We start from the raw sequence: 13,835 nt of genomic DNA, 5'->3' as shown, positions 1-13,835 counted from the left end.
GGAATCTGAATTATGAATGGAAGTATAACTCAGCAAGTCCGGGAACTGATAAGTTACCATCGCAGGAATTGGGAACTGGCACGAACGAACTATGCTGCTCTCGACCGGGTGCAATCGCGAAAACTCATGGTAAACGGATATGAGGTGGAGTTACAGTTCAATCCGGAACGTATCCGGTCGTCGGCAGCTAAGATAGATAAAGCTTCACTGGCTGCCCGTCCCTGTTTTCTTTGTGAAGCCAATCGTCCCGGCAATCAGCAATGGATCGACTTCGGCGATGAATACCAGATCATCGTGAATCCTTATCCCATCTTTCCGGAACATCTGACGATTCCCATCCGGGCACATCAGGAGCAGTGTATCTGGGGACGTTATGCCGATATGCTGGCACTGGCGGAGGCGCTCGACGAATTTATAGTCTTCTATAACGGTCCGAAATGCGGTGCTTCGGCTCCCGACCATATGCATTTCCAGGCTGGAAGTAAAGGATTTTTACCTCTTGAGGTGAACTGGCTCCAGGCAGCCAAGGAGGAGGTGAAAGTAAAAGGACAGGCTGTACTATACGCTTTACGTGACTTCTTGCAGCCTGCGTTTGTGATTGTTTCCGGAAAGAGGGAAGATGCAGTTGCCCTGTTCGACCATCTGTATGAACTTATGGACTGTAAGATGGGCGAATATGAACCGATGATGAATGTGTTGTCGTGGAAAGAAGACGGCAAATGGATCACGTGTATCTATCCGAGAAAGAATTTGCATCCTTCCTGTTATTATGCTGAAGGAGAAGCTAATATATTGATCAGTCCGGCAACCGTCGAGATGGCAGGTGTCTTTGTGACTCCTTTGGAAAAGGATTTCCGTAAGGTAACGGCAGACGACCTTCGGCAAATCCTTCGTGAAACCTGTCTCCCGGAAAAGGAGATGGATCTTTTAATCAGTAAATCTAAATTATACTCTTTATGAATCAGACAAAGCGAACTTCTCCCTGGAGTTGGATTCCCACACTCTATTTTGCTGAGGCATTGCCTTATGTAGCTGTGATGACGATCTCCGTCATTATGTACAAACGGATGGGAATCAGCAATACCGATATTGCCCTTTATACCAGTTGGCTGTATCTGCCGTGGGTTATTAAACCTTTTTGGAGTCCTTTTGTTGATTTATTGAAGACGAAACGATGGTGGGTCGTTACGATGCAGTTTCTGATCGGCGCAGGGCTTGCCGGGATCGCATTTACGTTGCCGATGGAGTATGCTTTCCAGTTATCGCTGGCTATCTTCTGGCTGGTGGCTTTTAGTTCGGCTACACATGATATTGCGGCAGACGGTTTTTATATGCTGGCGCTCGATCCGCATGAACAGGCTTTTTATGTGGGAATACGCAGTACTTTCTACCGGATTGCAACGATTGCAGGACAGGGGTTGCTGGTTATGCTGGCAGGGGTGCTTGAAGTGGCTACCGGTAAGATTCCGCTGGCATGGTCGATCACTTTTCTGATTATGGCAGGTTTGTTTATCGGCTTTTGCCTGTATCATAAATATATATTGCCGGTACCTGCTTCCGATAAGGCGGCTGTGACGGTGACGGCTTCCACCATCTTTAAGGAATTCTTTGCTACCTTTGTTTCTTTTTTCAAGAAGAAGCAAGCTTTGGTAGCTATTCTGTTTATGCTGTTGTATCGTTTTCCCGAAGCCCAGTTGGTGAAGCTGGTGACACCGTTCCTGATTGATTCGCGGGAAGTGGGCGGACTGGGCTTGACCACGTCGGAATTAGGTTTGGTATATGGCACGATCGGCATTATAGGTCTGACGCTGGGTGGTATAATCGGTGGTATTGTGGCTTCACAAGGAGGTCTGAAGAAATGGCTTTGGCCGATGGCGTTAGCTATTACATTGCCTGACTTGACTTTTATCTACCTGAGTACCGCACTGCCGGAAAGTTTGATCACGATCAATGTCTGTGTCTTCATAGAGCAGTTCGGATACGGGTTTGGTTTTACGGCCTATATGCTTTTCCTGATCTATTACTCTGAAGGAGAACATAAAACGGCACATTATGCAATCTGTACGGCTTTCATGGCATTAGGCATGATGCTTCCTGGCATGGTGGCCGGATGGTTACAGGAACAATTGGGGTACGTAAACTTCTTTTGGTGGGTGATGGGGTGCTGTTTGATCACATTAATTGTCACTGCTTTCCTAAAAATAGATCCGGTATTTGGCCGGAAAGAGGGCTAATAAAATTGTCTGCCGACAATTGTCGACAAGCTTGTTCATAATTATCGGCAGGCTTGTTCATAATTATCGACAGGCTTGTTCATAATTGTCGACAAGCAAATAGAAAGGGTTGTTAATACCGTTTTATGCTTGTAAAATAATAACTTAAAGCGTATAATATGATATTAATAGCCGATAGCGGTTCAACGAAGACGGATTGGTGTATGGTGGAGAAAGGAAAATCTGTTCTTCGTTTCCAAACACGGGGTATGAATCCTTTCTTTCAGACGGAAGAAGAGATGAGGAAGGAGATTGAAACCGGATTGCTGCCTGCATTAAAAGATCTCATACCTTCCGTCGTCTGTTTTTACGGGGCGGGCTGTGCTTTCCCTGAAAAGAATGACATGATCCGGCGGTCTGTCAACCGGTATTTGTCTGTTCCTGTAGAGGTTGGGAGCGATCTCCTGGCTGCAGCCCGTGCCTTGTGTGGCGACAAGCCGGGGATAGCTTGTATCCTGGGTACCGGTTCGAACTCCTGCTATTACGATGGTAAAGAGATTGTAAAGAACGTTTCTCCCCTCGGATTTATTCTGGGCGATGAGGGAAGCGGTGCCGTATTGGGCAAACTATTGATCGGGGATGTATTGAAAGACCAGCTGCCTCCGGCTCTTAAAGACCTGTTTCTTTCACAATATGGGCTGACCCCAGCATCAATTATGGATAGGGTTTACCGGCAACCTTTTCCAAACCGTTTTCTGGCAGGTTTTTCTCCTTTTATACGGGAGCATTTGGATGAACCTGCCATTTGGGAATTGGTCACCCGTAGCTTTCTGGCATTTTTTACCCGTAACGTGAAGCAGTATAATTGTTTTGAATTACCTGTCCACCTGGTCGGTTCAGTTGCCTGGTATTATCAAGATATACTGAAAGATATTGCTTTTGACCTGGGGATACGTATCGGAACGGTTGCACAAAGTCCGATGGAGGGATTGATCGCGTATCATGGGAAGTAAACTTACATTTCGTTTTATGACCGGAAAAACTATTTATTATGTCATTTACTAAAATAACAGAACAAGATTCATTATATAATGACCTGGAAGATAAATCTGTCCGGGAGTTGCTGGAAGATATAAATACAGAAGACCAAAAGGTCGCACTAGCTGTGCAAAAAACAATTCCTCAGATAGAAAAACTGGTAGATCAGATTGTTCCCCGGATGAAACAGGGAGGGCGTATCTTTTATCTGGGTGCCGGAACAAGTGGCCGGCTGGGAGTGCTCGATGCTTCAGAAATACCTCCTACTTTCGGAATGCCCTCCACTTTGGTGATCGGTCTGATTGCCGGTGGCGATACAGCTCTTCGCAATCCGGTAGAGAATGCGGAAGATGATATGGATCGTGGTTGGGAGGAACTGCAGGAGCATCAGGTCACAACCAAAGATACAGTGATCGGTATTGCTGCATCCGGTACGACTCCTTATGTGATCGGAGCTTTGCGTAAAGCCCGTGAGAGGGGGATACTGACAGCCTCTATCTCCAGTAATCCGGATTCACCCATGGCTGCTGAGGCTGATGTGGCGATCGAAATGATTGTTGGTCCGGAATTTGTAACCGGCAGTTCGCGTATGAAGTCCGGTACAGGGCAAAAGATGATTCTGAATATGATTTCAACATCTGTGATGATCCGTTTGGGGCGTGTAAAAGGCAACCGGATGGTCAATATGCAATTGACTAATCAGAAACTGGTCGACCGCGGAACACGGATGGTGGCAGAGGAGTTGGGACTGAGTTATGGCCAGTCGCAGCGGCTCCTTCTGATGTATGGATCGGTAAAAGAGGCGGTGGATGCTTATCGAAAGGCTTCCATATAAAGTAGAGCTTTGAACAAACCCTACACAGACAAAAACTACTTATTAAGTAACCCCCTTGGCTACTTAGTAAGCAGAGGTTTGTTTACTTATTAAGCAGATGAAGGTTTACTTACTAAGTAGTTTTCTGTTTTCTTGATAATAAAGAAACGAACAAAGAAAGGTGAATAGAGTCTTGTCCTGATTTTGCGTGATTACTTTTCGGTAAGATACGAATTAGACATCTTTTTGGCCAAGCCCAAAGCCTTTTTCCGGAGTTTTAATGATAACTAAAAGATAGCCAACATCATATTTGGTAATCTCTTTTGTTTCACGTAAATTTGTGATAAAAGAAACAGGATTATGGAAATGCAACGACGACTTTATCCGATAGGGGTACAGACTTTCTCGAAGCTTCGAGAGGGGAATTATGTGTATATTGATAAGACTGAATATGTTTATCGCATGACACATTCAGCTTCGAATTATATGTTTTTGAGCCGTCCACGCCGATTCGGTAAGTCGCTGCTAACTTCAACGCTCCATGCCTATTTCGAGGGACGCAAGGAGTTGTTTGAAGGGTTGGCTATGGAAGGGCTGGAGAAAGAATGGATAACCTATCCGGTACTCCACTTTGATGTCAGCATGGCGAAGCATGTGGATGAAGCCCGTTTGAATCGGATGTTGGATTTTCTCTTGTCGGGATATGAGGATCGGTATGATTGCCATATAGAGGAGAAAGATGTTAATATCCGGCTGGCGAATTTGATACAATGTGCTTACAAGCGGACAGGGCGGCAAGTGGTGGTGTTGATTGATGAATATGATGCGCCGCTTCTCGATGTGATGCATGAAGAAAAAAACTTGCCTGTGTTACGAAACGTGATGCGTAATTTCTATAGTCCACTGAAGGCTTGCGATCCTTATCTGCGCTATGTCTTCCTTACCGGTATTACGAAGTTTTCTCAATTGAGCATATTCAGTGAACTGAATAATATAAAGAATATCAGCATGGACGATTCCTATTCCGCCATTTGCGGTATCACGGAAGAGGAGATGTTGACGCAAATGAATCTTGATTTGGAATTGCTTGCGAAGAAGATGCAGATTACCTGTCCGAAACTTGTTGCACGTTTGAGGGAGAATTATGACGGCTATCATTTTACTTACCCCTCGCCTGACATCTATAATCCTTTCAGCTTGCTGAATGCTTTTGCGGACGGTAAAATCGGTTCTTATTGGTTCGGCAGTGGTACACCTACCTATTTGATCGAGATGCTGAACAAATACCATGTAAAGCCTCAGCAGATCGGAGGTCGGAAAGTTATTTCCGAATCGTTCGATGCGCCGACGGAACGGATGACGGACATCACCCCGCTACTCTACCAAAGCGGTTATATCACGATAAAAGATTACTCCGAACTGACGGAACTTTATACGCTCGACATTCCCAATAAGGAGGTACGTATGGGGCTGATGAAAAGTTTGTTGCCCGGTTATCTTCACCAACATACCGCCGATGGTCTTACAACGGTTGCGCTTCTTTTCGAGGCGATAGCCGGAGAGCGGATGGACGATGCCCTTTGTTTATTGCAGACTTTCCTTTCCACGATCCCAAAATGCGATAATACCGATTACGAGGGGCATTACCAGTCTTTGCTATATACCATATTCAGTTTGCTTGGTATGTATGTGGATGTGGAAGTACGTACCCCCCGTGGTCGTGTGGATATGGTGATGCGGACGAAAACGACACTTTATGTCGTGGAGCTAAAACTCGATAAAACGGCGGATGCAGCCATGAACCAGATAGATTTGCGGAATTATCCCGAACGTTTTGCTTTGTGCGGGTTGCCCGTCGTGAAAGTTGCCATCGGTTTCGACCGGGAGCGACATACTATCAGCGATTGGCAGATAAGGTTCTAATCACTCCAACAAGAAAATAAAGATTTTGTACAAATCTAGTAAAAATGTATTATATTTGCGACATGCATTGTTCCGGACCTGTATCCGCAGGAAAGGATTAAAAGGGAATCGGGTGAAAATCCCGGACAGTCCCGCTGCTGTAAGCTTCATAACGGATTGGGCAACACTAGTGCCACTGACGGAGAAGTTGACAGATAACAGTGGACAGTGGACAGTTTAACTGTCAATTGTCAACTATCAACTGTCAACTGAAAAGTTGGGAAGGCGCTCAAACCGGAAGTAAGTCAGAAGACCTGCAAGGCATACTATTTCGACGGCTTCGAGGAAAGGCCGGAAGAGAACAGGAGACAGATTGTCGTCTCCACTATTCTTACTCCCGTTTCCCGTCTGGCTGTCTGAACATTTTTGTTTTTAATTATTTTGCCATAATAATTAGGAAAAGAGGCATGGATCGGTTTGCGGGATGAGCTCCGTAACCGGTGCATGCTTTCCTTTTTAATGAATGAACAGGATGACAGTAATACTTGTTTATTATAGGAAAAGTGCGTTTATTTGCAAACATAATTAATTAACAACAGGCAATATGAAGAAGGTTACAGGTTTAGTTTTGGTTATTTTGATGGTATTCATAGCCGTACCGGCAAAATCCCAGTTGAAGTTTGGGGTAAAAGGTGGTTTGAACATATCATCCGTTCATATGAATTCCGATATCCTGAAAGCGGATAATGTGACAGGATTCCAGATCGGTCCGATGATCGAGACTACTATTCCGTTGATAGGCATAGGCTTGGATGCGGCCATTCTCTATTCACAGAAAGGAGTCGACATGAAAACGGAGGGAACAGTTACCTCGACAAGTATGAAAACAGATTATTTGGATATCCCCGTCAATTTGAAGTGGAAGTTCGGTATTCCTTTGGTAAAAGCCTATCTTTCTGCAGGTCCGTATGTAGGTTTCCGTGTAGGAGGAGATAAAATTTGGAATGTTTTGGGTGAACAGATTAAAGCGAAAAACTTTAGCGCAGGCCTTAACTTCGGTGTAGGAGCGGAACTGATCAGCCATTTGCAGGTCGGCATCAATTATGGCTTGGGACTGACTGATAATTACAGCTCGGATAAGTTCGATATGAAGGCGAAGAATCGCGGCTGGTCCATTACTGCAGCGGTTTTGTTCTGATAACAGAAAGAAGATATGGAGGGCCGGGCTTTAACAGTCCGGCCTTTTTTGTTACTTTTGACCTCGTAAATGAAATATGCAGATGTCATACTACCCTTGCCGCTGGAAAATAGTTATACCTATAGTATCCCTGCGGATTTGGAGGCTGCCGTAACTCCCGGTTGCCGCGTCATTGTTCATTTCGGTAAGAAACGTTATTACACGGCTATTGTAATGGAGGTGCATGAGCGTAAACCGAATACGGACTTTGAAACGAAAGATATCTATGCCTTGCTGGATGCCAGTCCGGTATTGCGCAGGCCGCAGCTCCGTTTCTGGAGATGGATTGCCTCTTACTATATGTGTAAATTAGGGGATGTCTATAAGGCGGCTTTACCTTCCGGACTGAAGCTGGAAAGTGAGACAGCGGTGACTTATAATGCCGATTTTGTGGCTGACGGTCCTTTGCGTCCCAACGAGCAGGCTGTATTGGATGCCTTCAAAGGCGTACTCAAACTGACCGTATCCGAACTGGAGAAAAGAACCGGTTTGCGTAATGTCGTGCCGATTGTGGCTTCCTTGATGGCGCGCGGCGCTGTCGAGGTCAGCGAAGAGATGAAACGCGGATTTGTGCCGAAGATGCAGACATTTATCCGGCTGTCGCAGGAATATGCCAGCGAGGAACGTTTGCAAGAGGTTTTTGCTGATTTTAAGCGGGCAAAGAAACAGGAACTTTTGCTGGTCTGTTTCTTGGATTTGAGTCATGCCTTAAATCCGTCGTTGAGTAAGGAAGTTTCAAGAAAGGAGCTGCTGGAACACAGTGGCTGTTCTGCTGCCATATTGGACGGGCTGCTGAAGCGGGGTGTTTTGGAAAGCTATGAAAAAGAAGTCGGACGCTTGCAGGTGCCGGTATGCCGGTTGCAATCGCTCAGTCCGCTCAGTCCGGCACAGGAAAAAGCGTACGGTGAAATACACGATGTATTTACATCTAAAGAGGTTTGTTTGCTTCACGGCGTTACTTCGAGCGGAAAAACGGAAATCTATGTCCGACTGATCGACGAGGTCCTGAAGATGGGCAGGCAGGTTTTATATATGCTTCCGGAGATAGCCATCACTACCCAGATCACGGAGCGGCTGGCTAAATTGTTTGGAAACAAACTGTTGGTATATCATTCTAAATTTTCCGATAATGAACGTGTGGAGGTTTGGAACAAACTTCTTCACGGTGGAGAGCCAATGGTCGTACTGGGTGTTCGTTCCTCTCTCTTTCTCCCGTTTAAGGATCTGGGACTAATTATCGTAGATGAGGAACACGAAAACACTTACAAACAGCAAGATCCGGCACCACGCTATCATGCCCGCAATGCCGCGATCGTATTGGCTGGAATGCATGGGGCAAAGACTTTACTGGGATCGGCTACTCCTTCGATCGATTCCTATTTCAATGCAACGACCGGCAAATATGGACTGGTCGAACTGACTACCCGTTTCGGCGACTGTCTGATGCCGGAGATTATCACGGCCGATATAAAGGAGCTGAAGCGTAAAAAAATTATGAAGGATACGCTTTTCTCTCCTTTGCTGGTTGAAAAGGTGAATGCCGCTATTGCACATGGTGAACAGGCTATCCTGTTTCAGAACCGACGTGGGTTTGCTCCGATGATCGAGTGTAAGAGTTGCGGGTGGGTGCCTCATTGTGTGAATTGCGATGTCAGTCTGACTTACCATAAATACCATAATCAACTGGTTTGCCATTATTGCGGATATACAATCCAGTTGCCGCCCCATTGTCCGGAATGTCAGAGTTCGGAGTTGAAAATGATGGGATTCGGTACGGAGAAAGTGGAAGAGGAGATTGCATCCCTATTTCCGGCAGCCAAAGTAGAGCGGCTGGATTTTGATACCGCCCGTACCCGTACGGCTTACGAACGTATTATTTCGGATTTCGAGAAAGGAAAGACGCAGATACTGATCGGAACACAGATGTTGTCGAAAGGACTGGACTTTGGAAATGTGAGTGTTGTCGGTATACTGAATGCCGATAACCTGATGAACTATCCGGACTTCCGGGCTCACGAACGTGCTTTCCAGTTGATGGTGCAGGTGAGCGGGCGTGCAGGCAGAAGGGATAAGCGGGGTACGGTTGTCTTGCAGACTTCCCAGCCGGAACACCCTTTGATACGGATGGTGCAGCATTTTGCTTATCAGGAAATGGTCCGTCTGCAACTGAGCGAACGGAGTATGTTTCGGTATCCACCTTATTACCGGTTGATTGTCCTGGTGCTCCGGAGCCGTAATGAGACGGTCTTGCAGGAAATGTCAGCAATATATGCGGAAAAATTACGTGTTCGTTTGGGGGAAAGGGTATTGGGACCTGTCACTCCGCCTGTGACCCGTGTACAGACATTGCATATCAAAAAGATCGTTCTAAAGATTGAGATAGCTGCAGCGATAGCCCCTGTCAGGGAAATCCTGGACGCGATTCATTCGGAGATGCAGCGCTATCTTCCTTTTAAACAGTTGATAGTGCACTATGATGTGGACCCGGCGTAAACATTAAAAAAACAATTAAATAACCATTATAATGAAGCAGGAAAAGATAAGATTGTTATTTGTATGTCTCGGAAATATTTGTCGTTCTCCCTCGGCTGAGGCGGTGATGAAGAAGCTGGTAAAGGATGCCGGTCTTGAAGATTTTATCGAAATAGATTCGGCTGGTATCCTGGGTTATCATGAAGGAGAGCGTGCCGACCAGCGGATGCGTAGTCACGCAGCTCGGCGGGGATATGTGCTCGATTCGATCTCCCGTCCTGTCCGTACTTCCGATTTCTACGATTTCGATTTGATCATCGGAATGGATGACCGCAATGTAGATGATCTGAAACAAAAAGCTCCCGACCTGGAATCTATTGCCAAAATACACCAGATGACGGAATATTCCTGTAATAAATTATACGATTATGTGCCCGACCCTTACTATGGAGGCGCTTCCGGCTTTGAGTTGGTTCTCGATTTACTGGAAGACGCCTGCGGGGGATTACTGGAGACTATTTCTTCAGATCTGGGTAACTGATACGGGTGTGGAACATCGTTTTCAGCTTGTCGACAAAAACACTTTTAATCGTTTCCACATCCCGGAAAGTCAGCGGAGCACTTTTCAGTAATCCGTCTGCGATCTGTCCGTCGATAATTTTATCCACCAGTTGTTTGATGCTTTCTTCCGTATGTTCTTTCAGACTGCGGGAGGCAGCTTCGACTGAGTCTGCCATCATCAACACGGCTGTCTCCTTAGAGAACGGGTTAGGTCCCGGATAGGTAAACACCTTTTCGTCGATCTCTTTATCCGGATACTGGTTTTTGAATGAGTTATAGAAATATTTGGCTTTACCCAGTCCGTGGTGCGTTCGGATGAAATCGACAACCGCTTTAGGCAACAACGCTTTTTCTGCAATTCTTACTCCGTCGGTGACATGGTTGATGATCACTTTGGCACTCTGGTCGAAAGTCAGTTGGCTATGCGGATTCACACTACTTTGGTTTTCGGTGAAGAAAGCCGGGTTTGCCATCTTTCCTATGTCATGATACATGGCTCCCGTACGTACCAGTTGCGCGTTTGCCCCGATCTTGGCAGCCGCTTCGGATGCCAGGATAGAAACCTGCAAAGAATGCTGGAATGTCCCGGGAGAGGTTTCCGATAACTTTTTAAGGATAGGCGTATTGATGTTGGATAATTCTACCAGCGTAATGCTCGATACATATCCGAATGTCTTTTCCAGCATGTAGACCAGGATATAGGTAAACATCAACAGGATGAAATTAATACCGAAATATAAGATCATCAGCCAGTTGATCTTGTTGAAATCGGCTTCCTGATAGAGAGCGAGACTGATGTAACATAGCGTATAGGACATAAAGATCAGGAATGCGCAACGGATCAGTTGTGAACGTTCTGACAAATCCCTCAGACTGAATGTGACCACCATCCCCGCAATGATCTGTAACAACAAGAACTCATGGGGGAAAGGAACCATCAGCGAACAGATCAGGACGATGACAAGATGTGTGAACAGGGCTGTCCGCGAATCGAAGAAGGTCCGCACAACAATGGGCACGATCGCATAAGGCAGAATGTAAATATTGAACAAGGCGTAGGTCACACACAGTTCCGTCAATATGCAACTGACAAATATGCACAGGACGAGAAACAGGGCGTTCCGTCGGTTATGCAATATCTTTAGCCGGAAAGACCACAAGTATAACCAGAAACAGAAGATAATACCGAATACCAGTACGAATTGCCCGCCGAGGATAATGCTCTGTCGCTGGGCGCCTCCCGACTTCGTTTCGTGTACGATCTTCAGGGAACGCAATACGTTGTAAGTGTGATTGTCTATGATTTCTCCCCTGTCTACAATACGTTCTCCCGCCTGCACCATGCCATTGGCCAATGCTACGCTCCGGAGCATATCGTCTTTGACCTTTTCCGACATAGCCTCGTCATACGCTATGTTTTCTTTCAGGTAGTTATTGATGTCACAAGACTGTAAGATCGATTTGTCCAGGCGCGACGGACAGTTATTGATGATGAACTCATAAGCTGTTTTCACCGTGAAGAAGTCGCTGGCATACCGTGAATGTGCGACATTATTTTCCAGGAGGTTGACACGTGCATAATTGTCTTTTTTTAGATTCTCCAGTTCTTGGGGAGCTATGATTCCGTTTTTATATAAACTGACAAGGCTGTTTTCGATATATTGCATATAAGCCGGAGTCGCTTTCTTGTTCAGCTCCTTGTTATAGGCTGTCCGCAATTTGTCCACTTCCGTATTCTCCACCGTTGCATCCATACGGAAATAAGGTTCGAAGTTTTTTAGTACACTGTCTTTTTCAGCTTCGACTTCAGCATCGGTTTTATAGATAGGGAAATCGCTTGGAGCGGTGAGTAATCCGTATCTCCAGGGTTTGCCTTCATAGAACTGATAACGGAATTTTCCTTCACGTGGAAAAAAGTAAGCAATCAACAGCGATGCTACTATGAAATATACGGCGGGATGTATGCTATAGTTTTTTAGTTTCATAAGTTTCTTATTTGAGGGCGAAATGTACATAAAAAAGTTTATTAAGAGAAAAAAAAGGGCTACTTTTGCCGCATTATTATAGAATGAAAGAATTATGACTCAAAGGAAAGTTAGAGTCCGCTTTGCACCCAGCCCGACAGGGGCGCTGCATATCGGAGGTGTTCGTACTGCATTATACAATTATTTGTTTGCCAAACAAAATGGCGGAGATTTGATTTTACGTATTGAAGATACCGATTCCGGGCGGTTTGTTCCGGGAGCTGAGGGGTATATCATTGAAGCGCTTACCTGGTTGGGTATCAAGTTCGACGAAGGTGTGAACTTTGGAGGCGAACAGGGCCCTTATCGTCAGAGTGAGCGGAAAGCTATTTACAAACAATATGTCGATCAGTTGTTGAACGACGGTCTGGCTTATATCGCTTTCGATACACCGCAGGAACTGGATGCCAAACGTCAGGAAATAGCTAATTTCCAGTATGACGCATCTATCCGTCTTCAGATGCGCAATTCATTGACTCTTTCTGCTGAGGAAACAAAGGCGTTGATCGATGCGGGTCATCAGTATGTTGTCCGTGTCAAGATCGAACCGAACGAAGATATTCATGTAAACGATATTATCCGTGGCGAAGTGGTGATCAACTCTTCTATCTTGGATGATAAAGTATTATATAAATCGGCAGACCAATTACCTACTTACCACCTGGCAAATATCGTGGATGACCATCTGATGGAAGTGACCCATGTGATCCGTGGTGAAGAATGGTTGCCGAGTGCCCCTCTTCATGTATTGTTATACCGTTATTTGGGTTGGGCGGATACAATGCCGCAGTTTGCCCACCTGGCCCTGTTGTTGAAACCGGAAGGAAACGGAAAACTGAGCAAACGTGACGGTGACCGTTTGGGATTCCCTGTCTTCCCGTTGGAATGGCATGATCCTAAGACCGGTGATGTCTCTTCGGGATATCGTGAAAGCGGTTACCTGCCGGAAGCAGTCGTGAACTTCCTTGCCTTGCTGGGATGGAATCCGGGTAACGACCAGGAGATTATGAGCATGGAGGAACTGATCAAATATTTTGATCTGACCCGTTGCAGCAAGGCTGGTGCTAAGTTTGATTATGAAAAGGGAAAATGGTTCAACCACCAGTATATTCAGAAAAAAGACAATAAAGAAGTGGCAGCCTTGTTCATGCCTATCCTTGAAAGCCACGGCGTAAAAGCCGAACCGGCTTATGTGGAGAAAGTGGTAGGGATGATGAAAGACCGCGTTTCCTTCATTAAGGATTTATGGGATACATGTGCTTTCTTTTTCGTTGCCCCGACCGAATATGACGAGAAGACAACGAAGAAACGTTGGAAAGCCGATTCTGCTGCCCAGTTGGCAGAATTGATCGAAGTGCTGCGCGTTCGTGAGCCATTCGATATAGAGGGAACGGAAGAAGAAGTGAAAGCCTGGATCGAAAGCAAAGGATACCATTTGGGAAATATCATGAATGCTACCCGTCTGGCTTTGGTTGGTGAAGGAAAAGGTCCTCATATATTTGATATTACAGAAGCTTTAGGAAAAGAAGAATCTATTCGCCGCATCGAAAGAGCGATTGAAGTGCTTAAATAAG

Annotated in this window: 10 protein-coding genes and 1 riboswitch; of the genes, 9 read left to right on the top strand and 1 reads right to left on the bottom strand. The window is 45.6% G+C overall.

Going from position 1 to position 13,835, the window contains the following annotated elements; all coding sequences use genetic code 11:
* Window positions 1-12: 12 nt before the first annotated feature.
* The 8 genes from P3L47_RS01450 to P3L47_RS01415 all read left to right on the top strand — a co-directional run bounded on the left by P3L47_RS01450 (window position 13) and on the right by P3L47_RS01415 (window position 10,217).
* Window positions 13-960 (top strand): DUF4922 domain-containing protein, encoded by a 948-nt coding sequence (locus P3L47_RS01450; protein WP_277782479.1) that lies wholly within the window; start codon window positions 13-15, stop codon window positions 958-960.
* Complete coding sequence (locus P3L47_RS01445) at window positions 957-2,234, top strand: MFS transporter (RefSeq protein WP_277782478.1); 1,278 nt, start codon at window positions 957-959, stop codon at window positions 2,232-2,234. The genes P3L47_RS01450 and P3L47_RS01445 overlap by 4 nt, the downstream gene beginning before the upstream one ends.
* Window positions 2,235-2,392: 158 nt before the next feature.
* Entirely contained in the window at window positions 2,393-3,226 is an 834-nt protein-coding gene (locus P3L47_RS01440) for an ATPase (protein ID WP_277782477.1), read from the top strand.
* A 38-nt stretch (window positions 3,227-3,264) separates the two neighbouring features.
* Complete coding sequence (murQ, locus tag P3L47_RS01435) at window positions 3,265-4,086, top strand: N-acetylmuramic acid 6-phosphate etherase (RefSeq protein ID WP_277782476.1); 822 nt, start codon at window positions 3,265-3,267, stop codon at window positions 4,084-4,086.
* 339 nt (window positions 4,087-4,425) lie between these two features.
* Window positions 4,426-5,988, top strand: coding sequence for an ATP-binding protein (locus P3L47_RS01430; RefSeq protein WP_277782475.1), 1,563 nt, complete (start codon window positions 4,426-4,428; stop codon window positions 5,986-5,988).
* A 50-nt stretch (window positions 5,989-6,038) separates the two neighbouring features.
* A riboswitch (cobalamin riboswitch) is annotated at window positions 6,039-6,303 on the top strand.
* Window positions 6,304-6,571: 268 nt separating this feature from the next.
* On the top strand, window positions 6,572-7,165 hold the full coding sequence (locus P3L47_RS01425; protein ID WP_122362454.1) for a porin family protein: 594 nt from the start codon (window positions 6,572-6,574) through the stop codon (window positions 7,163-7,165).
* A 69-nt stretch (window positions 7,166-7,234) separates the two neighbouring features.
* On the top strand, window positions 7,235-9,697 hold the full coding sequence (priA, locus tag P3L47_RS01420; protein WP_277782474.1) for a replication restart helicase PriA: 2,463 nt from the start codon (window positions 7,235-7,237) through the stop codon (window positions 9,695-9,697).
* A 31-nt stretch (window positions 9,698-9,728) separates the two neighbouring features.
* Window positions 9,729-10,217, top strand: coding sequence for a low molecular weight protein-tyrosine-phosphatase (locus P3L47_RS01415; protein WP_122362452.1), 489 nt, complete (start codon window positions 9,729-9,731; stop codon window positions 10,215-10,217).
* On the opposite strand, the gene P3L47_RS01410 is transcribed toward P3L47_RS01415, so the two are convergent.
* Window positions 10,192-12,222, bottom strand: coding sequence for an HD family phosphohydrolase (locus P3L47_RS01410; RefSeq protein ID WP_122362451.1), 2,031 nt, complete (start codon window positions 12,220-12,222; stop codon window positions 10,192-10,194). The two genes, P3L47_RS01415 and P3L47_RS01410, sit on opposite strands and share 26 nt — an antisense overlap.
* Before the next feature lie 94 nt (window positions 12,223-12,316).
* On the opposite strand from P3L47_RS01410, the gene gltX reads away from it, so the two are divergent.
* Window positions 12,317-13,834: a glutamate--tRNA ligase gene (gene gltX / locus P3L47_RS01405; protein WP_277782473.1), complete on the top strand. Its 1,518-nt coding sequence runs from the start codon at window positions 12,317-12,319 to the stop codon at window positions 13,832-13,834.
* The last annotated feature ends 1 nt before the right edge of the window (window position 13,835 follow it).

This window comes from Parabacteroides chongii (assembly GCF_029581355.1).
In the GTDB taxonomy this organism is placed as follows: Bacteria; Bacteroidota; Bacteroidia; order Bacteroidales; family Tannerellaceae; genus Parabacteroides; species Parabacteroides chongii.
This window is presented reverse-complemented; position numbering and strand designations above follow the sequence as displayed.